Genomic DNA, 23,347 nt, shown 5'->3' on the forward strand with positions numbered 1-23,347 from the left:
GGTCCCACTGGGCAGGGCCGTGCACGGCAGCCGATGGCTCGTGCGCGCTCCGAGCCCAGTATCGATTGTCGTTCGTCTACGGTCTACGACACGCCGATGCCCAAGGAAGCGGCAGTTGACCGCCTCGCATCGCGGGCAGCGACCCCGCACCGGCCCGCCCCGCGGCTCAGGGGCACCGCACGACCTGCCCGGCGTACGACAGGTTGCCGCCGAAGCCGAACAGCAGCACCGGGTCGCCGGCACCGACCTCGCCCCGCTCGACCAGCTTGGACAGCGCCAGCGGGATGCTGGCCGCGGAGGTGTTGCCGGACTCGGTGACGTCCCGGGCGACCACGGCACGCGCCGCGCCGATCTTCTCCGCGAGGGGTTCGATGATGCGCAGATTGGCCTGGTGCAGCACGACAGCGGCGAGGTCCTCGGGGGCGAGCCCGGCCTTCTCGCAGGCGCGGCGGGCCAGCGGCGGCAGCTGGGTGGTCGCCCAGCGGTAGACGCTCTGGCCCTCCTGGGCGAACCGCGGCGGCGTGCCCTCGATCCGCACGGCGTGCCCCATCTCCGGCACCGAGCCCCACAGCACCGGCCCGATCCCGGGCTCCTCCCCGGGCGCGCACGCCTCGACGACCGCGGCCCCCGCCCCGTCGCCGACCAGGACGCAGGTGGTGCGGTCGGTCCAGTCGGTCACCTCGGACATCTTGTCGGCGCCGATGACCAGCGCCCGGCTCGCGGCGCCCGCGCGGACGGTGTGGTCGGCGGTGGCCAGCGCATGGGTGAAGCCGGCGCACACCACGTTGATGTCCAGGGCGGCGGGCCGTGGAATGCCGAGCCGGGCGGCGACCCGGGCGGCGGTGTTCGGGGAGCGGTCGACGGCGGTGGAGGTGGCGACCACGACCAGGTCGATGGCGTCGGCGGCGAGGCCCGCCGCGGCGAGCGCCTTGGCGGCGGCCTCAGCGGCCAGCTCGTCCACGGGTTCCTCGGGTCCGGCGATGTGCCGGGTCCTGATGCCCACCCGGGACCGGATCCACTCGTCACTGGTGTCGACCAGGCCCGCCAGGTCCTCGTTGGTGAGTACCTTGGCGGGCTGGTAGTGGCCGACGGCGACGATGCGTGAGCCGTTCATCTGGGATCCCCCTTGTGGGCACGGGCAGCGGGATTCACCAGTGTGTTCAGTGACTCGCGGGTATGTCGGCAGGTAAGGCCACAGGATTCGGGCGCCCGTGTTGTCGGCTTCGGTCAGGACCTCGGACGCCCCGGCTGTCATCCCGTGAACAACTGCGTCGCCTTCTGGACCAGTTCGTACAGCCCGTAGCCGAGGGGCGCCCCCACCCACACCCAGGCGAAGGCGATCAGGCCACGGCGGCTAGGCGGACTGCTCTCGCCGGACATCGGCGGCCTCCTTCGGCGGCGCGGGCACATGGTGGCGGGCGTGGACGGGGCGGATGAGTTCGTTGGCGACGAAGCCGACGAGCAGCAGCCCGATCATGATGGCGAAGGACAGACCGTACAGGGCCGAGCCGTGCCGGCCGGCCTCCTCCTGCCGGTCGGCGATCCAGTTGACGATCAGCGGGCCGAGTACGCCCGCGGTGGACCAGGCGGTGAGCAGCCGGCCGTGGATGGCGCCCACCTGGTAGGTGCCGAACAGGTCCTTCAGATAGGCGGGAACGGTCGCGAATCCGCCGCCGTAGAAGGAGAGGATGACCAGCGCGCACACCACGAACAGCGGTTTCGCAGAGTCCCCGAACAGGGCGATCGTCAGGTACATCAGCGCGCCGACACCCAGGTAGACGCGGTAGATGTTCTTGCGTCCGATCAGGTCGGAGGTGGAGGACCAGCCGATGCGGCCCGCCATGTTGGCCGCGGACAGCAGCGCGACGAACCCGGCCGCGGCGGACGCCGCGACGGGCGCGCCGGAGTCCGCGAAGAAGTCGGTGATCATCGGCGCGGCCTTCTCCAGGATGCCGATGCCGGCGGTCACGTTGGTGCAGAGCACGACCCACAGGCACCAGAACTGCGGGGTGCGCACGGCGCTGCGGGCCGACACCCGGACGCCGTCGGCGGCGCTCGGCCGGCCGGCCGGCGCGGCGCGGTCGGTGCCGCGGGGCACCCGGACGAGGAACACGCCGAGCGCCATGAACACCGCGTACGACAGCCCGTGCACGAGGAAGGCGAGCGCGATCCCCGAGGGGCCGGTGCCGAAGGAGTCCAGCATCTGTGCCGACCAGGGTGAGGCGATCAGCGCGCCGCCGCCGAAGCCCATGATGGCGATGCCGGTGGCCATGCCGGGCCGGTCCGGGAACCACTTGATCAGGGTGGAGACGGGCGAGATGTAGCCGATGCCCAGGCCGATGCCGCCGACGAAGCCGTAGCCGAGGACGATCAGCCAGTACTGCTCGCTCCAGGCGCCGAGGGCGGAGATCAGGAAGCCCGAGGAGAAACAGCCGAGGGCCACGGTCATCGCCCAGCGCGGTCCGTTGCGTTCGACGAGGGTGCCGCCGAACGCGGCCGACAGCCCGAGCATCACGATCGCGAGCTGGAAGGGCAGCGCGCTCTGGGTGCCGTCGAGGTGGAGCGCGGATTCCAGGGACGGCTTGAACACGCTCCAGGCGTAGGCCTGGCCGATGGAGAGGTGGACGGAGAGCGCGGCGGGCGGGACGAGCCAGCGGCTCCACCCCGGCGGCGCGAGTGGGGGACTCATGATCGCGCACGATAGGGAGGCGCGGGGCGGTTGAGAAGGCGTCGGGTCGATCGTATGCGATGAGCGGTATGCGCCCTGCGATGAACGGTCGCCGGGCCCCTTGCCGGCCCCGTACTGGGGACGAGTCGGCGCAGACCGAGACGACGACGGTGTGCGCCCACCGCGGAGTAGGCTGCAATCCCACCCTGCACGTGCAGGACAATGAGATCTGTATCAAGGGCCGCTTCGGCTACCAGCACGTACAGAACCGGAGCTGATCGCGACATGGGACGAGTCACGGAACGACGCAAGGTGCTCCGGATCCGCGACGGGGCGGTCAGCACCCGGCCGGACACGCTCGTCGCCGAGGAGCCGCTGGAGATCAGACTCGACGGCAAGCCCCTCGCCATCACCATGCGCACGCCCGGCGACGACTTCGCGCTGGCCGCCGGGTTCCTGGTCAGCGAGGGCGTCCTGGCCGGCGCCGCCGATGTGCAGAACATCGTGTACTGCGGGGGGGCAACAGATGGGGGCACCTCCCTGTCCGAGCGCAGTCGAGGACGTGGGGGAGGCTGGAACACCTACAACGTGGTGGACGTGAAGACCGCGCCGGACGTCGTGCTGCCCGACATCACGCTGGAACGGAACGTGTACACGACCTCGTCGTGCGGGCTGTGCGGCAAGGCCAGCCTGGACGCGGTGCGTACGACGGCCCGCTGGCCGATAGCCGACACTCCCCCGGTCCGGGTGGGCCCCGAGCTGCTCGCGAGCCTCCCCGACCGGCTGCGCGCCGCCCAGCGGGTCTTCGACCGGACCGGGGGGCTGCACGCGGCGGCCCTGTTCTCCGAGGACGGGGAGCTGCTGGACGTACGGGAGGACGTGGGCCGGCACAACGCGGTCGACAAACTGGTCGGCCGCGCGCTGCAGAGCGGTTCCCTGCCGCTGTCCCGTTCGGTGCTGCTGGTCTCGGGCCGGGCCTCCTTCGAGCTGGCGCAGAAGGCCGTGATGGCGGGCATCCCGGTGCTGGCCGCGGTCTCGGCGCCGTCGTCGCTGGCGGTGGACCTGGCCGCCGAAACGGGACTGACCCTGGTGGGTTTCCTGCGGGGCAGCTCCATGAACGTCTACGCGGGGCAGGACCGCGTCGCCCTGCGGACCTCGGCCGCCCAGGGCTGACACCGTCTGACCACGGCCGTCCAGGGCTGACACCGTCTGACCGCGACATGACGGCGGCGCCACGACCGGCGGGGAGCGCCCCCTGTGCCGCGGGGGCCCCGCCGTGCCCCGCCGCCCGCTCGTCTCAGGCGCGCTCCCGCGCCGTCCGGGCGAACTCGGCGATCAGCGGTGAGCGCTGGCTCGCCGCCCAGGCGAGGAACACCTGGTCCGGCTCGGCGTCGCGCACGGGCACATACGCGATGTCGGGCCGTGAGTACTGCTCGGCGACCGACGCCGGCACGAGGGTGATGCCGGTGCCCGCCGCCACGCACTCGAACTTCTCCTCGACGGTGCGGATCGGCACGTCGTCGGGGAGCGGGTCGACGTAGCGCAGCCATCGCTCCCCCGCCAGGTCGGCGAGGGCGAGGTCCCGCTCGCCGGCGAGCCGGTGCTGCGCCGGCAGCATCGCCACCCGGTCCTCGGTGAACAGCGGCAGCAGGGTGAGACCCCGCTCGTGGATCGGCCGGCGCACATAGGCCAGGTCGACCGTGCCGTCCAGCAGCAGCCGTTCCTGGTCGTCCCATTCGACACGGCGGGCGTGCACCGCCACATCGGGGTGGGCGGCGCCGAAGGCGCGCAGCACGGGGGTGACCACCACGCCCGCCCGGAAGCCGACGACCAGCCGCCGCGGTCCGCGCGCGGCCTTGCGCACCCGGCGCCGGGTGGCGCCCGCAGCGGCCAGCAACTGACGTGCGTCGTCGAGGAGTTGGCGGCCCGCCGGGGTGAGGGTCACACCGTGGCTGTCCCGCTCGAAGAGGGTGGCGTCCAGGTCCTTCTCCAGGGCCCGGATCTGGCGGCTCAGCACGGGCTGGGTGATGTGCAGGCGCTCGGCCGCCCGCCCGAAGTGCAGCTGTTCGGCGACCGCCGTGAAGTAGCGGACCTTCCGCAGGTCGAGGTCCATGGCCGTCCCTTCCGCCGTCGCGGTGGCGATGCCCTCAGAGTATCGCCACGCCCGGAAGGGGTCTTGGACGGCGAGGGGCCCGCGGGCGGAGGCTGGAGCCGTCGGACCGGTACGGCACAGCGACGGAACCCAGCAACGGAACAACGGAACAACGGACAACGGCGGAAAGGGACAGGGGTATGAGTCTGCGAGGACAGCGGGTCGTGGTCGTCGGGGGTACGTCGGGCATCGGCTTCGCGGTCGCCGAGGCCGCGGCGCGGGACGGGGCCGCCGTCGTGGTCGCCTCCCGGCGGCAGGAGAGCGTGGACGCCGCGCTGCGGCGGCTGCCGTCCAGTGCCGAGGGCCAGCCGCTCGACGCGACGGACGAGACGGCGGTGCGCGCCTTCTTCGAGCGGATCGGCGCCTTCGACCACCTCGTCTACACGGCCGGGGAGTCCCTGCTCATGGCGGGTGTCGCGGAGGTGGACCTGGCTCAGGCCAGACGGTTCCTCGACACCCGGCTGTGGGGCGCGTACGCGGCCGTCAAGTACGCGGCGCCCGTGATCCGCGAGGGCGGTTCCGTGGTGCTGACCACCGGGACGGCGGGCCGTCGGCCGCTGCCGGGCACCAGCGTCGCGGCGAGCCTGTGCGGCGCGATGGAGTCGCTGACCCGGGCGCTGGCCCTGGAACTGGCCCCGCTCCGGGTGAACGTGGTCTCCCCCGGCGTGGTGCGTACCGAGCTGTGGCGGGAGATGTCCGAGGAGGACCGCGCCGGGTTGTTCGAGTCGAGCGCCGCCGCGCTGCCCGTCGGCCGGGTCGGCACCCCGCAGGACGTCGCCGAGGCGTATCTGTATCTGATGCGCGGCGGGTACAGCACCGGCTCGGTGGTGGTCGTGGACGGCGGCGGACTGCTCGTCTGAGTCACCGGCCGGCCGGGCCCGAGCCCGAAGGGGCGCGGGGAACCGTGCGACCGGCTGTGGCTGCCCCCTGACCGGGTGACCGGCCCTGCCGGGCGCACCTGAACCGGGCGGCGGGCGTCAGCGCGGACGTGTCCCCGTGCCGGCCGCGGCGGGCGTCGCCACGGCCGGTGCGGCGGTGGCCGCCTCCTCGGGGTCGCGCGCCCGGCGCTTGGCGATGACCGCGCAGACCATCAGCTGCATCTGGTGGAAGAGCATCAGGGGCAGCACCGCCAGGGAGGCGTGCGCGCCGAACAGGACGCTCGCCATGGGCAGCCCGGAGGCCAAAGACTTCTTGGAGCCGGCGAACTGGATCGTGATCCGGTCCCCGCGGGGGAACCGCAGCGCCTTGGCGCCGTACCAGGTCAGGGCGAGCATCACGGCGAGCAGGGCGGCCTCGACGGCGAGCAGCCCGGCCAGCCGGGCGGGACTGACCTGGTGCCAGATCCCCTGGACCATGCCCTCGCTGAACGCGGTGTAGACGACGAGCAGGATCGAGCCGCGGTCGACCAGTGCGAGCACCCTCTTGTGCCGGGCGATGAAGCCGCCCACCCACCGGCGCAGCAGCTGTCCGGCGAGGAACGGCACCAGCAACTGGAGCACGATCTTGATCAGTGAGTCGGCGGAGAACCCGCCGCCGCTGTTGCCGAGCAGCGCCGCCGCCAGCAGCGGGGTCAGCACGATGCCGACCAGCGAGGAGAAGGAGCCCGCGCAGATCGCGGCGGGCACATTGCCGCGGGCGATCGAGGTGAACGCGATGGACGACTGGACCGTCGACGGCACCAGGGTGAGAAACAGCAGGCCCTGGTAGAGGGGGTGGGTCAGCAGCACCGGCACCAGAGCGCGGGCGGCCAGGCCGAGCACCGGGAACAGCACGAAGGTGCAGGCCAGAACGGTGACATGGAGCCGCCAGTGGCGCAGCCCGTCAAGTGCCTCACGGGTGGACAGGCGGGCGCCGTACAGGAAGAAGAGGAAGGCGATCGCGGCCGTGGCGGCACCGGACGCCACGTCGGCGGCCGTGTCCCGGGCGGGCAGCAGCGCGGCGAGGCCCACCGTCCCGAGCAGGAGCAGGATGTACGGGTCGATGGGCATCCAGCTCGGCCAGTGCAGGCGTTTCACGGTGCTCCACTTGCTGTGCGTCAGGGTTCGTCGTGCGATGTGTCCGGGTGGTGCTGGGCCCGTGCGGCCCTTCTTCATCGTCCTCCTCGGACCGGTGATCGGGAATCAGGCATACGGTTCTCACTGTCATCACGTCACGCGATAGCCTGGGGGTGTGTACGACCCCTCCCAGCTGCGGACGTTTCTCGCCGTGGCCCAGACGCTCAGCTTCACACAGGCCGCCCGGCGGCTTGGCCTGCGCCAGTCCACCGTCAGTCAGCATGTGCGGCGGCTGGAGGGCGCCGCGGGGCGCCAGCTGTTCAGCCGTGACACCCACTCCGTGGAGCTGACCGAGGACGGCGAGGCCATGCTCGGGTTCGCGCGCCGGATCCTGGAGGTGCACGAGCAGGCGACGGCGTTCTTCACCGGCACACGGGTGCGCGGCCGGCTGCGGTTCGGCGCCTCGGAGGACTTCGTACTGACCCGGCTGCCGCAGATCCTGGAAGGCTTCCGGTACGACCATCCCGAGGTGGACCTGGAACTGACCGTCGAACTGTCCGGCACGCTGCACGAACAGCTGGCCGCGGGCAAGCTGGACCTGGTGCTGGCCAAGCGGCGGCCCGAGGACCCGCGCGGCGAACTCGTCTGGCACGACGACCTGGTGTGGATCGGCGCGGAGCGGCTCCGCCTGGACCCGGACCGCCCGGTGCCGCTCATCGTGTTCCCGCCGCCCGGCATCACCCGGGCGCTGGCCCTGGAGGCGCTGGAGCGGCAGGGCCGTCCGTGGCGCATCGTGTGCACCAGCGGCAGCCTCAACGGCCTCATCGCGGCGGCCCGCGCCGGGCTCGGCGTGATGGCGCACTCACGCGGGCTGGTGCCGCCCGGACTGTTCCGGGTGCCGGACCGGGCGGGCCTGCCGGAGCTGGGCGAGGTCGACTTCGTCCTGGTCCACGGCCAGCACCCGACGCCGGCCCGGAACGCGGCGCGGGCGCTGGCGGCGGCCATCCTCACGGGAGCGCTCCGCTAGGGCGGCCGGGATACGCGCGGCGGTTCATCCGCGACGCCGTCGTGGCAGGTCCCGCCCGCGTTCCCGGCCGTGCGCCGCCGCACCATGGGCGACCGCGACACCGTCGTGGCAGGTCCCGCCCGCGTTCCCGGCCGTGCGCCGCCGCGCCATGGGCGACCGCGACGCCGTCGTGGCCGGTCGCGTAGTTTCCCGCGCCCCAATCGGGTGCCATCGAGCCGCACATTGGTACAGCCCGCGCCCCGTGCGGGCCCCTCCGCGTGTGCTGTGGGGCGCAGTGGGTGGGGCGTACAGATTCGGTGGAGATTGCGGGCCGTAACTTACTGAACCGTAGGCAGTTCTGTCCGGACGTTCCCCGTGTGGGCGAAATTTTCGGCCGGCCGCCAGGTCGTATGCGGGGATTGGGCGGTTTTGCACCCCTGCCCGCCCCCTCCATGGGTGGGGTAGCTTTCACGGCGCTGTGCGGAGTGCCACCGAAGAGCGGGAGCGGGGTTTGCGCGAGTTCACCAACCCTCCGTCGGCGTCGGCACCACCGGTGGGCGGTCTGGCCGACGTCGTCTTCGAGCGTGCCGTCCGGGACCCGCTCCATCTCGCCCTCGGCCGCAAGGACGAGCAGGGCCAGTGGCGGGACGTGACCTCCGCCGAGTTCCGCGACGAGGTCCTGGCCCTCGCCAAGGGCCTGCTCGCGCGCGGCGTCCGCTTCGGTGACCGGGTCGCCATCGTGTCCCGTACCCGCTACGAGTGGACCCTCTTCGACTACGCGCTGTGGACCATCGGCGCGCAGGTGGTGCCGGTCTACCCCACCTCCTCGGCCGAGCAGTGCTTCTGGATGCTGTACGACGCCGAGGTGTCCGCGGCGGTCGTCGAGCACGAGGACCACGCCATGACGATCGCCACCGTCATCGGCCGGCTTCCGCAGCTGCGCCAGCTGTGGCAGCTGGACGCGGGCATCGTGCAGGAGCTGTACGACGCCGGCGCGCACCTCGACGACGAGATGGTGCACCGGCACCGCCGGGCCGTCACCCCGGACTCGGTCGCCACGATCATCTACACCTCGGGGACGACGGGCCGCCCCAAGGGCTGTCTCATCACGCACGGCAACTTCATGTTCGAGGCGGACACGGTCATCGAGCGCTGGGAGCCGGTGTTCCACTCCAGGAAGGGCGACGAGGCGGCGACCCTGCTGTTCCTGCCGCTCGCGCATGTCTTCGGACGGATGGTGGAGGTCGCCGCGATCCGCGGCGGGGTGCGCTTCGGGCACCAGCCGCAGCTCAACGCCGCCGCGCTGCTGCCCGATCTGCAGGCCTTCCGGCCGACGTTCATCCTCGCCGTGCCGTACATCTTCGAGAAGGTGTTCAACTCGGCCCGGCGCAAGGCGGAGAAGGAGGGCAAGGCCGGGGCGTTCGAGAAGGCCGTCGACGTCGCGGTGCGGTACGCGGACGCGGTGGAGGCGAAGGCCTGGGGCATCGGGCCCGGCCCCTCGGCGGGGCTGCGTATGCAGCACCAGTTCTTCGACAAGGTCGTCTACGCCAAGGTCCGTTCGGCCATGGGCGGCCGGCTCCGCAACGCGATGTCCGGTGGTTCGGCCATGGACCGCAGGCTCGGGCTGTTCTTCGCGGGCGCGGGCGTGCAGATCTACGAGGGCTACGGCCTCACGGAGTCGACGGCCGCCGCCACCGCCAACCCGCCCGAACGCACCCGGTACGGCAGCGTCGGCCAGGCCATCCCGGGTGTGACGGTGCACATCGCGGACGACGGGGAGATCTGGCTGCACGGCGCCAACGTCTTCCGGGGCTACCTCAACAACCAGAAGGCCACCGACGAGGCGCTGCACGACGGCTGGCTGGCCACCGGCGACCTGGGCGCCCTGGACGAGGACGGCTATCTGACCATCACCGGCCGCAAGAAGGAGATCCTGGTGACCTCCGGCGGCAAGAGCGTGTCCCCCGGAGTGCTGGAGGAGCGCGTCCGTGACCATCCGCTGGTCAACCAGTGCATCGTGGTCGGCAACGACCGCCCGTACGTCGCCGCGCTGGTCACCCTCGACCACGAGGCGATCGAGCACTGGCTGACCATGCGCGGCAAACCGCGGATGACGTCGGCCCAACTGGTCCGCGACCCCGATCTGGAGACCGAGGTGCGGCGCGCGGTGGTGGCCGCCAACACCCTGGTGTCGCAGGCGGAGTCGATCCGCACGTTCCGCATCCTGGCCCAGCCGTTCACCGAGGAACAGGGTCTGCTGACGCCGTCGTTGAAGCTGAAGCGCAAGGCGATCGAGAACGTGTACGCGAGCGAGGTGGAGGCCCTGTACCGCGCCTGACCGCGCCCCGAGCGACCGCGGACCACGGTCGGATCCGTGCATGGCCGGTCATTCTTCGCCACCGGAGTCGGCTCTCCGGTCAGTTCCGGCGTATTTCATGGTCAGGAATGCACGACGGGTGGTGATCGTTGACGATGGTGGTATCACCTGTCCGCAACCGAAGGATCAAGAGCTCGTGAGCAGCAAGGTCCCCCCGATCATCCTCAACAACGGCGTCGAGATGCCCCAGCTGGGCTTCGGCGTGTGGCAGGTGCCGGACGACGAGGCCGAGCAGGTCGTCGCCACGGCGCTCGAGGCCGGGTACCGCAGCATCGACACAGCGGCGATCTACGGCAACGAAGAGGGCACCGGCCGGGCGGTCGCCGCCTCCGGACTGCCCCGCGAGGACATCTTCGTCACCACCAAGCTCTGGAACGCCGACCAGGGGTACGACGCGACGCTGCGCGCTTTCGACGCCTCGTTGGAGAAGCTGGGCCTGGACTACCTCGACCTGTATCTGATCCACTGGCCGCTGCCGTCCCGCGGCGCGTCCACCGATTCCTACAAGGCCTTCGAGAAGCTGTACGCCGACGGCCGCGTCCGGGCCATCGGCGTCTCCAACTTCCTGCCCGGGCACCTGGAGCGGCTGATCGCCGAGACGTCGGTCATCCCCGCGGTCAACCAGATCGAACTCCACCCGCAGTTGCAGCAGCACGCGGCCCGTGAGTACCACGCGGAGCAGGGCATCGCCACCGAGGCGTGGTCGCCGCTCGGTCAGGGCAAGGGCCTGCTGGGGGTGCCGGCGATCGTGGCCGTCGCGCAGAAACACAACCGCACTCCGGCCCAGGTGGTGCTGCGCTGGCACATCCAGCTGGGCAGCATCGTGATCCCGAAGTCCGTGACGCCGTCCCGGATCAAAGAGAACATCGAGGTCTTCGACTTCAGCCTGGACGCCGAGGACCTCGCGGCGATCGGCGCGCTCAACGAGGACCGCAGGATTGGCCCGGACCCGGCGACGTTCGACGTCCGCTGAGCCCCCCGAACCGAACGTTCCGTACGCCCCGCGACGCACTCACCGCGCCGCGGGGCCCACGGGTGCCGCGGGGCCCACGGGTGCCGCAGGACGCGCGGGTGCCACAGTACGTACGCGTGCCGCGGAACGCGGGGTGCCGCACGACGCACGCGTGCCGCACGACGTATGCGGGCCGCAGGACGCGCGGGTGCCACAGGACGCGCGGGTGCCACAGGACGCGCGGGTGCCGCAGGACGCACGGGTGTCGCAGGGCGACGCGGGCCGCGGGGCGGTCAGTCGCGCCGCACGTCCGCGTGCACGACCTCGAACTCCTCCAGCGCGGTCACGGCCGCATGCGCCTTGGCCACGCCCTCGTGCCGGGCGACCGCATGGCCCGACCGGGACGCGGCCAGCGCGTCGCGGTCGACGAACAGCGTGCCGACCATGCCTCGTCCACGCTCCCGGTCCACGAACAGGGACGCGCCGGCGACACCACGTGCCGCTTCGAGCCGCGGCATCAGCGATGCCCGGAAGACATCGGTGAGCAGGTCCGTGTCGGCGGGGTCGAACTCCAGCCTGGTGACACGCAGTCCGCCGCCCACCCGGGGGTGCTGGAGCACATGGAGGGCCGCCACCTCGTAGTTGTCGACCGTCACGGTGCCCGCGAACGGCTCCAGGAGCGCGGCCCGCTTCACGCGCATCACCTCGTCGCTGTTGTGCCGGTCGGCCGCGGAGACCCACCAGCTGGCCGAGAGCAGCTTGCCGAGTTCCCGGTCCACGAAGACGCCCGCCCCGCGGTAGCCGGGGCGATCCGCGAGCAGATCCCGCCCCACCGTGTTGAGGGCGCGAATGGCCGCGTCCGTCTTCGTGGGGTCTCCGGTCGCGTACACCGTGCGAACGAACATGACGCCTCACCTCCACGGAAAGCCAGGCAATGGCGCGGGAATCCCCCACCCGAGCATCCGGACATATCCGCTGGACCCAGTCTTGACCGCAGGACCAACCACCGCAAACGGCACGGGCGACACACGGTCGCACCAAGGAGAGCCGCCTTGGAGACCTGGTAAGGAAACTTTCCTGACAGAAGGCGGTGCAGCCGTGGACGGGCGGCGGCATATCGCGGCGCGTTCAGCGGAGCGTTCAGGTGGGGCGGACGGCCGTGTAGACCGTCTGGGCGGACAGGACGAACACGTCCGGGCGGCGGTGGACGCTCGCGGGGTCGGACGGGTCGAGCAGCCGGTCGAGGGTGGCGCGGTCGTCGGCGTCGATGCTGTCGGCGACGACGTCACGCAGCCGGCCGAGTCTCCCGGCGGCGTGGGCGCGTGCCTGGTCGGAGGCCGGTGCGGGCAGGTCGAGCAGGAAGCTGCGGGTGTGGGTGTGCTTCAGGCCCGCCGCCGTCAGCAGGGCCGGCCAGTCCTCGGTCTCGGCGACGCTGCCCGGCAGTTCGGTCCGCATCCGGGTGAACCACTCCTCCTGCACCGCGTCGAGCCTGGCCTGTAGTCCGGGCCGGCCGATGCCGATGTCCCGCGGCAGGAACCGGCTGGACAGGCCGCCCTCCAGCAGGGCCAGCGTGCCGCCCGGTGCCAGCCGGGCGGCGAAGGCGGCGAGCGCGGCACGCTGGTCGGCGAGGTGGTGCAGGCTGCGGCCGGCCCACAACAGATCGGCCGGGTAGGGCACTTCGTCGAGCACGCCGGGCAGTTCGCCGGCCAGGGTGTCGAGGCGGTCGGCGAGGCCCTGCCGGGCGGCCCGGGCGCGGGCCCGTGCCAAGAGTGGCTCCGATCCGTCCACCGCGAGCACCCGGGTTCCTGGGAACGCCTCGGCGAACAGGCACGACACCACGCCGGGGCCGCTGCCCACGTCGACGATCAGCCCGGGCGCGGGCACCTTGTGGGCGAGCCAGGCCATGATCTGCTCGTACACCGGTGCGGACAGTTCGGCCTGGGTCTCCAGCATCGTTGCCAGCTGGGACCAGTCGGGGTCGGTCACCTGGTGCCCGTGCCCCTGCCCGTGGGGGCGCGGGTGGCCGTGGTGGTCGTGGGGTCGGTGCGCCATGCTGGTCAGCCTCTCGTCCGGATGCGGCCAGCCTGCCCCGACGTACCGTGCGGGACCAGTCCTGTTGCCGGTGCGGCAAAAAGCCGGGGCGGTGCCGCGTGGGCGGGGGCGCGTGCCGTCGGACCGGTCGCCTGAGGGAACCGGCCCGACGGGCCGTCAGCACATCACGACAGCGGCGGGCAGGCGTTCCGCATCGGCTGCTGGAACTGGGCGGAGAACCTGTGCCCGGGCAGCGGCGCGTTCGGCAGGGTGCCCGACATGTTGTTGCCGTTGCGGGCGTTGCCCGGGTGCGTCGGGTCACACATGCGGTCGAGGCCCTTGCCCTCGTCGTACGGGATGGCACTGCTGGAGCCGTCGGACTCCCCCGGGCACACGTAGGCGTCGCCCCCGCCCGCCGGGCTCACCCGCGGCCGCTCGCCGAGCCGATGCCGGGGCTGTCGCCGCTGTTCCGCCAGCGCTGCCAGGTCTGGGTGAGGGTGGGGGTGGTTCACGTGGTGTCTCCCGGAACGGGCGGGCGGACGCGCGGATTCCCCTCAGTCGTCGCTGTCCGCAAGGAAGTTGCCGGGCCTCTTGGCCAACCGGGCACCGCCGGGAACGCCCGTCGACACGTTCGCGTCGGCCCGTCGGCCTGCAAGTCCACGGCCGGTCACGGCAGTTCGCGAGGTGTGCGGGGGCGAACGCGAGGGGTGTCCTGGCCGCAATCCGCTGCGCGCCGCGCACCGTCATGGGCGGGGTGGCGGCCCTGCTCACCCCGCCCGTGGCCTGGTGAAGGCACGGACCGTGAAGCGGGGGTCGGGGCGTGGACGGTCCTGTTCCGGCAGGCGGGCGAGGGCGGCGGCGAATCGTTCGGTGCGCGGGTCGCCGGGCGGGAGCAGGGTGAACCAGCCGCGGCGCAGGTCGGCGATAGTGCCGCGGGGGCTGCGGCCCTGGCCGACACCGGGGAAAGCGGCCTGCCCCGCGGGCCGCAGGCCGTGCTCGGCGGCGTGTGCGGCCACCGCCTCGGCGGCGTCCCGGGCCGTGCGGCGCGGGCGCGCGGCGAGCACGGCGTCGATGTCGCTGCCGACGTCGTGCGCGGCGGCCTTGTCGACGGTGGTGACATAGACCCCGCCGGGCCGCAGCACACGGGCGCACTCGGCGACGACGCGGCGCGCGTCGGCGACGTCCGGCATCAGATGCAGCAGCCAGATGCTGGTGACCGCGTCGAAGGTGCCGTCGGGAAACGGCAGCCGGCTCGCGTCGGCCAGCAGGATGCGGCCGGGCAGCCGGGCGGCGGCCATCCGGGCCATGCCGCGGGTCAGATCGGCGCCGACGACCTGCAGTTCCGGCCGGGCCGCCGCGATCCGCCGGGTGACCGTTCCGGTCCCGCAGCCCACGTCTAGCAGTCGGCCCGCATCCGCCGGCACCATGCCGAGCACCGTGTCGGCCGCCGCCCGCGCCCTTGGCTCGCCGCCGCGCGACGCGTCGTAGTCGACGGCTTCCTTCTCGTAGTCGAGCACATGGTTCAGTGTGCCCCGTGAGCCGGGGCGAGGTCCTCCACCCGGCGGGCGAGTGCGAAGTCCTTAGCGGTGACGGCGCCGCCCGCGCTGTGTGTGTGCACGCTCAGTGACACCGAGTGGTAGCCGAGGGTCAGGTCTGAGTGGTGGTCCAGCTCCTCCTGGACCTGGGCGATGTGCACGACCATCGCGGCGGCGGCGACATGCGAGCCGAGCCGGTAGGAACGGGTGATGCGGTCCCCCTCCAGCGACCAGCCGGGCAACTCGGCCAGCCGGACCTCGATCTCCTGCTGCGACAGCGCTTCGACAGTCATGTCCCGGCTCCCTTCATGACGGTCCTACGGTTGCGGCCCCCCGGCCCCCCGTTTCAGCCTCCCACGTCCCCAGCCCGCACACCTGCGCCACCGGTCATACACACCCGCTTTCCCAGGCGGGTCGACCGGGGGTGTGACACTTCCGTCGCGACGGACCGGTGTGCGCGGCGGCGCCGCGTGGCACACTGCTCGCACATATCGGCGCGCAGGGGAGGACGTGGGGTGAGCGAGCGGCGGCCCGCGCCCACCGTGGGCCAGGTGGTGCTCGGCAAGCGGCTCCAGGAACTGCGGGAGGCGGCCGGCCTCGGCCGGGAACAGGCCGCCCGGGTGCTGCGGGTGGCGCCGGCGACCGTACGGCGCATGGAAATGGCCGAGGTCGCCCTGAAGATCCCCTATGTGCAGGTGCTCCTCACCACGTACGGCGTGCCCGAACAGGAGGCCGCCACGTTCGTCCGGCTGGCCGAGGAGGCCAACCGGCCGGGCTGGTGGCAGCGGTTCCACGACGTGCTGCCGGACTGGTTCAGCATGTATGTCAGCCTGGAGGGCGCCGCCCGCATCATCCGCTCCTACGAACCGCACTTCGTGCCCGGCCTGCTGCAGACCGAGGGGTACGCGCGCGCCGTGATGGAGGCCGGGACGGTCGGCCACACCGGGCGGGACACCATCGAGCGCCATGTCTCCCTGCGGATGACCCGGCAGCGGCTGCTGGAGCGGGACGACCCTCCCCATCTGTGGGTGATCATGGACGAGACGGCGCTGCTGCGGCCGGTGGGGCCCGCCGAGGTGATGCGCGAGCAACTGGACAAGCTGCTGGAGTACTGCGCCCGGGACCGGGTCACGCTCCAGCTCGCCGAGTTCGCGTCCGGCCCGCACCCGGGGACGTACGCGCCCTTCACCCTGTTCCGGTTCGCCGAGCCCGAACTGCCCGACATGGTGTTCACCGAGTATCTGACCGGAGCCCTCTACCTGGACTCCCGCAAGGAGGTCTCGCTGCACCTGGAGGTCCTCGACCACATGACGGCGCACGCCGCGACCGCCCAGCGCACCGAGAAGATCCTGCGGGACTACCGCGAGAACCTCTGAGCCGGCCGGGGGGGGGCCGCGCCGCCGCCCGGTCCGAGGGGCCCGCGCCGCCGCCCGGTCGGGCGACCGGCCTCACGGAAGGCAGCCCCGCGGGTCCGCCCCGTACGGGCGCCGTGAACGGGTGCGCTTCCTAGTCCCGCCCTAGGTTTCAGCCGTACGTCGTCCCTTGCAGCCAGGACCCAGCCGGGACCCCCGGCAGCTGGCGCGGGCCGAGCGCCGGGGCCGGGAGCGCCTGGGAAGTCGGCGGAACCCGGCGGGCTAGGCGGCGCCGCCCTTGGTGTCGCGTTCGTCGTCGACGATCTCCGCGTCGACCACGTCCTCCTCGTCCGCCGGACCGGTGCGGCCCGTGCTCTGCGTGCTCTCCGTGTGGGTCTGCTGCCCGGCCTGCGCGTACATCGACTGGCCCATCCGCTGGCTGACCGAGGCCAGTTTGTCCACCGCGGCGCGCAGGGCGGCCGTGTCGGCGTTCTGTTCCAGCAGGGCCTTCAGCTCCGCCGTCGCCGTCTCCACCTCCCCCCTGGTGTCGGCGGGCACCCGGTCCTGGTTGTCCCGGATGAACTTCTCCGTCTGGTAGACGAGTTGTTCGGCCTGGTTGCGGGTCTCGGCGGCCTCGCGGCGCCTGCGGTCCTCCTCGGCGTACTGCTCGGCCTCCCGCATCATGCGGTCGATGTCGTCCTTGGGCAGGGCGGAGCCGCCGGTCACGGTCATCTTCTGCTCGCGTCCGGTGGCCAGGTCCTTCGCCGACACATGCATGATGCCGTTGGCGTCGATGTCGAAGGCCACCTCGATCTGCGGCACTCCGCGCGGGGCGGGCGGCAGTCCGGTCAGGTCGAAGACACCCAGCTTCTTGTTGTACGCGGCGATCTCCCGCTCGCCCTGGTAGACCTGGATGCCCACCGAGGGCTGGTTGTCGGCGGCCGTCGTGAAGATCTCCGAACGGCGCGTCGGGATGGTCGTGTTGCGTTCGATGAGCTTCGTCATGATGCCGCCCTTGGTCTCGATGCCGAGGGACAGCGGGGTCACGTCCAGCAGGAGCACGTCCTTGACGTCGCCGCGGATCACCCCGGCCTGGAGGGCGGCGCCGACCGCCACCACCTCGTCGGGGTTGACGCCCTTGTGCGGGTCCTTGCCGGTGAGTTCCCTGACCAGGTCCGTGACGGCGGGCATCCGGGTGGAGCCGCCGACCAGGATGACGTGGTGGATGGCGGAGAGCTTCACCCCGGCGTCCTTGACCGCCTGGTGGAAGGGGGTCTTGCAGCGGTCGAGCAGATCGGCGGTGAGTTCCTGGAACTGGGCGCGGGTCAGCTTCTCCTCCAGGTGCAGCGGGCCCGCGGCGGACGCCGTGATGTACGGCAGGTTGATGCTGGTCTCGGAGGAGGACGACAGTTCGATCTTGGCCTTCTCGGCGCCCTCACGCAGCCGTTGCAACGCCATCTTGTCGGCCGCGAGATCGATGCCGTTCTGCGCCTTGAACTTCTTGACCAGGTACTCGACGATCCGCTGGTCCCAGTCGTCGCCGCCGAGTTGGGTGTCCCCGTTGGTGGCCTTCACCTCGATGACGCCGTCGCCGATCTCCAGGAGGGAGACGTCGAAGGTGCCGCCGCCGAGGTCGAAGACGAGGACGGTCTGCTCCTCGCCGCGGTCGAGGCCGTAGGCGAGGGCGGCGGCCGTCGGCTCGTTGATGATCCGCAGCACCTTCAGGCCGGCGATCTCCCCGGCCTCCTTGGTCGCCTGCCGCTGTGCGTCGTCGAAGTACGCCGGCACGGTGATCACCGCGTCCGTGACGTCCTCGCCGAGATAGGACTCGGCGTCCCGCTTCAGCTTCTGCAGCACCCGCGCCGACAGCTCCTGGGCCCGGTAGCGGGTGCCGTCGACGGAGCCGCTGTCCGGGAAGCGCCAGCCAGCGTCGCCCATGTGCCGCTTCACGGAGCGCGCGGTGCGCTCCACGTTCGTCACGGCCTGCCGTTTGGCGACCTCGCCGACCAGCACCTCGCCGTTCTTGGCGAACGCCACGACCGACGGTGTGGTCCTCGCCCCCTCGGCGTTGGCCACGACGGTGGGCTCACCGCCTTCCAGGACGGCCACCACCGAGTTCGTCGTACCGAGATCGATTCCGACCGCGCGTGCCATCTCCGTCCCCTTCCGCCCGGGCGTGCCCCGAATCCAGCACAAAACTTGAGTGCGCTGTTGTCAATGCCGGGTACCCCGGAAACGGGCGGTGCCGCGCCCCCGGGTGGGGACGCGGCACCGTGGCACGCCGTGGGTCAGGCGAGCTTCGCCGACAGCGTGATGGTCGTGCCGGCCAGCGCCTGGCTGACGGGGCAGTTCTTCTTGGCGTCCTCGGCGGCGGCGACGAAGGCGTCGTTGTCGAGACCGGGGACCGTGCCCTCGACGGTCAGGTGGATGCCGGTGATGCCCTCACCCGGCTGGAAGGTCACATCCGCCGAGGTGAGGAGCTTGGTGGGCGGGGTGCCGGCGCCGGCCAGGCCGTGCGACAGCGCCATGGAGAAGCAGCTGGAGTGGGCGGCGGCGATCAGCTCCTCCGGGCTGGTCCTGCCGTTCGCCTGCTCGGCGCGCGACGGCCACGACACCGGCTGCTCGCCGATGCCGGAGGAGTCGAAGGTGACGACGCCGTTGCCCTCAAGCAGGTTGCCTTCCCAGACGGTGTGTGCGGTGCGTGTGGTAGCCACGGTTGTTCCTTTCGCGTGTGGTCCTGGTGAGGGGCGCCCCCTTCCCGGCGCGGGCCGGGGGAGAGTTCCGGTCCCATCCGATCACATTCACGCCCGACGCACGTCGAAGACCCTGCCACACAAGATGAACACCGACCGGCGACCTCGACTCTCCGCGCTCACCGACCGGTTCAGGGACGGGGATGATCCCCGGCGCGGGCTGCCCGGAGGGCTCGTGCCCCGGCAGCCCCGGCGTTGCTGTTGGGGAGCGGTGCCCGGGTGGGCCGGGTCCCCGGCGCGGACTACCCGGATGCCGCGCCCCCGGCAGCCCCGGGGTGGGGGCAGCGTCCGGGTAGGTCGGGTCCCGGCCCGCCATCCGGACGCCTCGTGCCCGGCAGCCCCCGGCGTCGATGGTGGGGCCGTGTCCGGGTGGGGGCGGATGGTGTGGTGGGGCGCGGGGGTCAGGCGGCTTTTCGGTCGGACTCTGCCGTGGGGAGGGGGACCTGGGGGCCGTTGGACTCGTGCAGCCAGCGGCGCAGCACCTGGTGGAGGCGTTCCGCGCCGACCAGGGCGCGACCGTCGCCGGCCGGCGCGGACAGCGCGAGGGGCGACAGCAGGAACGGCCGGGCCTGGGCGCCGCCGAGCCCGCCGTGCGAGCCGATCTGCTCCTCGAAGGCGAGGACTTCGCCGTCGGCCGGATCATACGCGGAGTTGACCATGATGTCGGCGGTGTGCGGAAAGCCGTGGGTGCGCCGCACGGCGTCCGCGGCGCCGGGCCCGAACCGGGCGAGCGGGCCGGGCTCCTCGTCGAGCCGGTCGAGCGGGATCTGCGCACCGTACGCGCCGAGGACCACCCCGCCGTGCTCCGCGCTGCGCACCAGCAGGAAGCCGATGCCCGGGTGGTTGGCGAGCGTGCCGAGCAGGGCGGGGTGGCGGGCGTCGATCTCCTCCTTGGTCATGCGGTGCGGCACGTCCGGGAAGGAGACCAGGCCGAGGTTGCCGGAGGCGAGCACGATCGGCTCGGAGCGGCGGCGCGCGGGCCCGTGCCGCTCGCCGCCCTCCTCGACCGGCCGGCGCAGGGCCGCACGCACGGCCGCGCGCGCCTCCGCGCCGCTGTGGGTATGTTCCGCGCGGCGCGGCACGTGCAGCCCGCACCCGGCCCGGACCAGATCGCCGAGGGTGAGGCCGTAGCGGGCGCGGAAGGTCTCGCCGGGGCTCTGGCCGTGGTCGGACAGGACGACGATCCGGTAGGGGCGCGGCGCGTGCTCGGCGACCTTCGCGATCAGCGCGAGCGAGCGGTCCAGGCGGTGCAGCACCTTCGCGGCGTCCTGGCTGTGCGGCCCGGAGTGGTGGGCCACCTCGTCGTAGGCGACCAGGTCGGCGTAGACGGCGGTGCGGCCGACGAGCATGTCGCCCACTACCGCGGCGACCACGACGTCCCGCTCGACCACGGTGGCGAAGGCGCGCACGAACGGGTACAGCCCGCCGCGTCCCACGCGTGGCCGCTGCTTGCGGATCCGGGCCCGGGTGGACTGGCCGATCTCGCGGCCGACCTCCGCGCCGAAGGACAGCGCGGTGCGTACGGCGTTGGCCGGGTCGGAGAAGTAGGCGAAGTAACCGGCCCGGGAGCGGTTCTCCCGGCCGCGGCGGCGGGCCGCGATGGACAGCACCAGGGCCTGTTCGTCGGCGCCGCCGCTGAACAGGTTGCCGCGGCTCGCGCCGTCCACGCCGAGCAGTCCGCGGTCGCCGGTGCGTTCGACGGCGCGCCGCTGGAGTTCGGCGGCGCTGGTCGGCCGGTTGCAGACCACCACCTCGCCGTGGTCCTTCTCGTACCAGCGGAAGGCGGGGACGTCGAAGGTACTGCCGTGCAGGATGCCGAGCTGGCTGGCGCCGGTCTGGCTGGACCAGTCGGTGTGCCAGGGGGTGAGCCGGTGGGTGGGGGCCTGCCCGTCGCCCGCGCCCAGCCAGCGGCCGACGGTCGGCATCAGCCCGTTGCCCACGGCCGCGGTCAGCACGTCGTGGCCGACGCCGTCGAGCTGTACGAAGACGGTGCCGGGACTCGCCGCGCACGGCGGCCGGGAACGGCGGCGGTCGGCGAGCCGGTAGAGGCGGCGCCGGTAGGCGTCGTCGTCCCGGACGGCCAGCGCGGCTCCGGTGGCGGAGGCGACGGCGGACATCACGGCGGCCACGATGACGGCGGTCTCGGGGGCCACCGCGCCCCGGCCGGTGGGGTTGATGCGCAGCGCGACCAGCAGCAGCGAACCGTTGAGGAAGAAGACGAGCAGCCCGATCACGAGCGCGGGCACGAGCAGCAGCAGCCGGACGAGAACGGGCCAGACGACCGCGGACAGCACGCCGAAGGCGCCCGCGCCGAGCGCGGCGGTGATGGCGATGCGGGTGGCGCTGTCGCCGTCGGCCGACTGGAGCTGGAAGTCGGGCAGGATCCCGGCGAGCACCAGCATGGTGAGCGTGGAGACCGCCCACACCGTGGCGCTCCGCCCGACCTGACTGGCTATCCGCCGCCACTGCCCGCCACGCACTCCCCGTACACCTCACGTCCCGGCCCGTCGCCGGCGCGGGCCTTTCCGCCCCACCTTGTCATACGGCAGATCCATGCGGCGTGCGGCCGGGTACGGCGCGACGCTGCGGTCATCCGCCGTCATACCCGGCGGTGGGCATGGACAGCCGGCGGTGCACCCGGGCCTTCATCTGCGCGTCGTAGCGCGGTTCGGCCCGGCCCACGGTCTCGACGCGCACCCCGCGCCGCGCGCACTCCGCGGTGAACTGCTCGACCGAGGACAGTGCGCTCTCCAGCACCCGGCGGCTCGGCGCCACGAACACGTCCACCCCGCGCCGCACCCCGTCCCACAGCACCTCGTGGTCGGGCCTGAGCCCGCGCACCAGCAGTTCCCTGGCGACGACGTATCCGTGCTCGGCGGCCCAGCGCGCGCACATCGCGTGCTGGCTGCGGGAGTCCACGAGGAAGGGATCCTCCTCCAGTTCCTCCAGCGGCGTCAGACTCGCGATCGCCGTGACCCGAACCGGTCCCATGAAGCCCCCCTCACCTCCGGGTTTCCCCGCCGACCCTACTCCTGCCCGTAGGCTTCGGGGAGTCGCACGAAGGAGGCGAAGAAGGTGCCGGTGGAGGTCACCTGGTGGGGTCACGCCACCTGCACGATCGAGGATTCGAACACACGTGTACTAACCGATCCTCTGTTCGCGCGCCGGCTCGCGCATCTGCGGCGCCGCCGGGGCGCACTGCCGCCGCCGGGCGCCCACCGCGCGGACGTGGCACTCGTCTCGCATCTGCACGCCGACCATCTGCACCTCGCCTCGCTGGCCCGGCTCGCCCCGGGCACGCTCCTGCTCGTGCCCCGCGGCGCGCCCCGCGCGGTCCCCGGACTGCGCCGGCTCGACGGGCCGCGGGTCACCGAGGTGGCGCCCGGTGACGAGATCGCGGTCGGCGGCCTCGTCGTGCGCGCGGTGCCCGCGCGGCACGACGGCCGGCGGCTGCCGGTCGGCCCGCACCGCTCCCCCGCGCTCGGCTACGTCGTCGAGGGCGAGGCCCGCACCTACTTCGCCGGGGACACCGGGCTGTTCGACTCGATGGCCGATGAGGTCGGCCCCGTGGACATAGCCCTGCTGCCGGTGGGCGGCTGGGGGCCGTACCTCGGCGAGGGGCATCTGGACGCCGGGCGGGCCGCGCGGGCGCTGGCCGGTCTCGCCCCGCGCAGCGCGGTGCCGGTGCACTACGGGACGTACTGGCCGATCGGCATGGACGCCGTGCGCCCCCATGAGTTCCATGCGCCGGGCGATGAGTTCGTGCGCCTCGCGGCCGAGTTCGCGCCCGAGGTGGCGGTGCACAAGCTGGGGCACGGGGAGAGCGTACGGCTGGAGGTCGCGAGGTGAGCTGGCTTGCCGCCGCGACGACGAACGTGCCGCCGGAGTCCACCCAGCAGGCGATCGGCTATCCGACGCTGTTCCTGCTGGTGCTGATCGGCGCCCTGGTGCCGGTGGTGCCGACCGGGGCGCTGGTGAGTTCGGCGGCCGTGGTGGCCTTCCACCAGACGGCGCCGTTCGCGCTGGCGCTGGTCTTCGCGACGGCGTCGGCTGCCGCGTACCTGGGGGATGTGGCGCTGTACTGGCTGGGGCGGCGCGGGATGGGTTCGAAGAACGGTTCGCGCTGGCTGGAGGCGATCCGGGCGCGGGCCCCCGAGGACCGGCTGGCCCAGGCTCAGGAGAAGCTGGCCGACCACGGGGTGACGGTGCTCGTGCTGTCCCGGCTGGTGCCGGCGGGCCGCATACCGGTGATGCTGGCCTGTCTGATGGCGCAGTGGCCGCTGCGCCGCTTCGCCCGCGGCAATGCGCCGGCCTGTCTGGCCTGGGCGGTGACGTACCAGCTGATCGGCATCCTGGGCGGCTCGCTGTTCAACGAGCCCTGGGAGGGCGTGGTCGCGGCGGTCGCGCTGACCGTGGCGATCAGCGCGGCGCCGGGTGTATGGCGCCGGGTACGCGGAACGCCCCGGCCCGAGGCGGACACCCGCGGCCCCGTGTAATCCTCCGGCCGGGTCCGGGGCGCCGTGCCCG

At 72.5% G+C, this 23,347-nt stretch carries 21 protein-coding genes and 2 pseudogenes; 9 read left to right on the forward strand and 14 right to left on the reverse strand.

What is annotated here, in order from left to right:
• Positions 1-166: 166 nt before the first annotated feature.
• From ABT245_RS31405 to ABT245_RS31415, 3 genes are all read right to left on the reverse strand, one after another.
• On the reverse strand, positions 167-1,114 hold the full coding sequence (locus ABT245_RS31405) for a beta-ketoacyl-ACP synthase III (protein ID WP_351740052.1): 948 nt from the start codon (positions 1,112-1,114) through the stop codon (positions 167-169).
• A 137-nt stretch (positions 1,115-1,251) separates the two neighbouring features.
• Positions 1,252-1,380 carry an MFS transporter small subunit gene (locus ABT245_RS31410; RefSeq protein ID WP_351740054.1) on the reverse strand — a complete coding sequence of 43 codons (129 nt, stop codon included), beginning with the start codon at positions 1,378-1,380 and terminating at the stop codon, positions 1,252-1,254.
• A complete protein-coding gene (locus ABT245_RS31415; RefSeq protein ID WP_351740056.1) occupies positions 1,355-2,689 on the reverse strand; it encodes an OFA family MFS transporter in 1,335 nt (444 codons plus the stop codon). Before ABT245_RS31415 ends, ABT245_RS31410 begins: the two co-directional genes overlap by 26 nt.
• Before the next feature lie 113 nt (positions 2,690-2,802).
• Between ABT245_RS31415 and ABT245_RS31420 the strand changes: the two are divergent.
• Positions 2,803-2,946: pseudogene (locus tag ABT245_RS31420) on the forward strand (2Fe-2S iron-sulfur cluster-binding protein); the annotation flags it as partial.
• 7 nt (positions 2,947-2,953) lie between these two features.
• Positions 2,954-3,841, forward strand: a complete 888-nt coding sequence (fdhD, locus tag ABT245_RS31425) for a formate dehydrogenase accessory sulfurtransferase FdhD (protein WP_351740059.1) — start codon at positions 2,954-2,956, stop codon at positions 3,839-3,841.
• A gap of 124 nt (positions 3,842-3,965) precedes the next feature.
• On the opposite strand, the gene ABT245_RS31430 is transcribed toward fdhD, so the two are convergent.
• Positions 3,966-4,781, reverse strand: a complete 816-nt coding sequence (locus ABT245_RS31430; protein ID WP_351740061.1) for a LysR family transcriptional regulator — start codon at positions 4,779-4,781, stop codon at positions 3,966-3,968.
• Between the two features lie 179 nt (positions 4,782-4,960).
• Between ABT245_RS31430 and ABT245_RS31435 the strand changes: the two genes are divergently transcribed.
• Complete coding sequence (locus tag ABT245_RS31435; RefSeq protein WP_351740063.1) at positions 4,961-5,680, forward strand: SDR family oxidoreductase; 720 nt, start codon at positions 4,961-4,963, stop codon at positions 5,678-5,680.
• A 117-nt stretch (positions 5,681-5,797) separates the two neighbouring features.
• Here the strand turns inward: ABT245_RS31435 and ABT245_RS31440 are convergent, their stop codons facing one another.
• Positions 5,798-6,808: a bile acid:sodium symporter family protein gene (locus ABT245_RS31440; protein ID WP_351740189.1), complete on the reverse strand. Its 1,011-nt coding sequence runs from the start codon at positions 6,806-6,808 to the stop codon at positions 5,798-5,800.
• A gap of 181 nt (positions 6,809-6,989) precedes the next feature.
• Here ABT245_RS31440 and ABT245_RS31445 point away from each other — a divergent pair, with 181 nt between their 5' ends.
• From ABT245_RS31445 to ABT245_RS31455, 3 genes are all read left to right on the forward strand, one after another.
• Positions 6,990-7,841 (forward strand): LysR substrate-binding domain-containing protein, encoded by an 852-nt coding sequence (locus tag ABT245_RS31445; RefSeq protein WP_351740066.1) that lies wholly within the window; start codon positions 6,990-6,992, stop codon positions 7,839-7,841.
• A gap of 490 nt (positions 7,842-8,331) precedes the next feature.
• Positions 8,332-10,158, forward strand: a complete 1,827-nt coding sequence (locus tag ABT245_RS31450) for an AMP-dependent synthetase/ligase (protein ID WP_351740068.1) — start codon at positions 8,332-8,334, stop codon at positions 10,156-10,158.
• A gap of 175 nt (positions 10,159-10,333) precedes the next feature.
• Positions 10,334-11,170 carry an aldo/keto reductase gene (locus ABT245_RS31455; RefSeq protein ID WP_351740071.1) on the forward strand — a complete coding sequence of 279 codons (837 nt, stop codon included), beginning with the start codon at positions 10,334-10,336 and terminating at the stop codon, positions 11,168-11,170.
• Between the two features lie 272 nt (positions 11,171-11,442).
• Here the strand turns inward: ABT245_RS31455 and ABT245_RS31460 are convergent, their stop codons facing one another.
• The 5 genes and pseudogenes from ABT245_RS31460 to ABT245_RS31480 form a co-directional block, all read right to left on the reverse strand.
• Entirely contained in the window at positions 11,443-12,054 is a 612-nt protein-coding gene (locus ABT245_RS31460; protein WP_351740073.1) for a hypothetical protein, read from the reverse strand.
• Positions 12,055-12,289: 235 nt separating this feature from the next.
• A complete protein-coding gene (locus ABT245_RS31465) occupies positions 12,290-13,201 on the reverse strand; it encodes a class I SAM-dependent methyltransferase (RefSeq protein ID WP_351740075.1) in 912 nt (303 codons plus the stop codon).
• Between the two features lie 164 nt (positions 13,202-13,365).
• Positions 13,366-13,623, reverse strand: a pseudogene (locus ABT245_RS31470) (cellulose 1,4-beta-cellobiosidase); the annotation flags it as partial.
• A gap of 324 nt (positions 13,624-13,947) precedes the next feature.
• The gene (locus tag ABT245_RS31475) at positions 13,948-14,697 is read right to left on the reverse strand and encodes a class I SAM-dependent methyltransferase (RefSeq protein ID WP_351740078.1); all 750 of its coding nucleotides are present in this window, start codon (positions 14,695-14,697) and stop codon (positions 13,948-13,950) included.
• 5 nt (positions 14,698-14,702) lie between these two features.
• Complete coding sequence (locus tag ABT245_RS31480) at positions 14,703-15,008, reverse strand: 4a-hydroxytetrahydrobiopterin dehydratase (RefSeq protein ID WP_351740080.1); 306 nt, start codon at positions 15,006-15,008, stop codon at positions 14,703-14,705.
• A 222-nt stretch (positions 15,009-15,230) separates the two neighbouring features.
• On the opposite strand from ABT245_RS31480, the gene ABT245_RS31485 reads away from it, so the two are divergent.
• Positions 15,231-16,091: a Sco1979 family transcriptional regulator gene (locus ABT245_RS31485; RefSeq protein WP_351740083.1), complete on the forward strand. Its 861-nt coding sequence runs from the start codon at positions 15,231-15,233 to the stop codon at positions 16,089-16,091.
• A 258-nt stretch (positions 16,092-16,349) separates the two neighbouring features.
• On the opposite strand, the gene dnaK is transcribed toward ABT245_RS31485, so the two are convergent.
• From dnaK to ABT245_RS31505, 4 genes are all read right to left on the reverse strand, one after another.
• Entirely contained in the window at positions 16,350-18,221 is a 1,872-nt protein-coding gene (gene dnaK / locus ABT245_RS31490; RefSeq protein ID WP_351740085.1) for a molecular chaperone DnaK, read from the reverse strand.
• A 134-nt stretch (positions 18,222-18,355) separates the two neighbouring features.
• Positions 18,356-18,781 carry an OsmC family protein gene (locus ABT245_RS31495; protein ID WP_351740087.1) on the reverse strand — a complete coding sequence of 142 codons (426 nt, stop codon included), beginning with the start codon at positions 18,779-18,781 and terminating at the stop codon, positions 18,356-18,358.
• A gap of 440 nt (positions 18,782-19,221) precedes the next feature.
• On the reverse strand, positions 19,222-21,300 hold the full coding sequence (locus ABT245_RS31500) for an alkaline phosphatase family protein (protein WP_351740089.1): 2,079 nt from the start codon (positions 21,298-21,300) through the stop codon (positions 19,222-19,224).
• A gap of 109 nt (positions 21,301-21,409) precedes the next feature.
• Positions 21,410-21,811, reverse strand: a complete 402-nt coding sequence (locus tag ABT245_RS31505) for a hypothetical protein (RefSeq protein ID WP_351740092.1) — start codon at positions 21,809-21,811, stop codon at positions 21,410-21,412.
• Positions 21,812-21,895: 84 nt separating this feature from the next.
• Between ABT245_RS31505 and ABT245_RS31510 the strand changes: the two genes are divergently transcribed.
• The gene (locus ABT245_RS31510) at positions 21,896-22,669 is read left to right on the forward strand and encodes an MBL fold metallo-hydrolase (RefSeq protein ID WP_351740094.1); all 774 of its coding nucleotides are present in this window, start codon (positions 21,896-21,898) and stop codon (positions 22,667-22,669) included.
• Positions 22,666-23,316, forward strand: coding sequence for a DedA family protein (locus tag ABT245_RS31515; protein WP_351740096.1), 651 nt, complete (start codon positions 22,666-22,668; stop codon positions 23,314-23,316). The genes ABT245_RS31510 and ABT245_RS31515 overlap by 4 nt, the downstream gene beginning before the upstream one ends.
• Positions 23,317-23,347 lie beyond the last annotated feature (31 nt).

This window comes from Streptomyces sp. NPDC001508 (assembly GCF_040298665.1).
GTDB lineage: Bacteria > Actinomycetota > Actinomycetes > Streptomycetales > Streptomycetaceae > Streptomyces.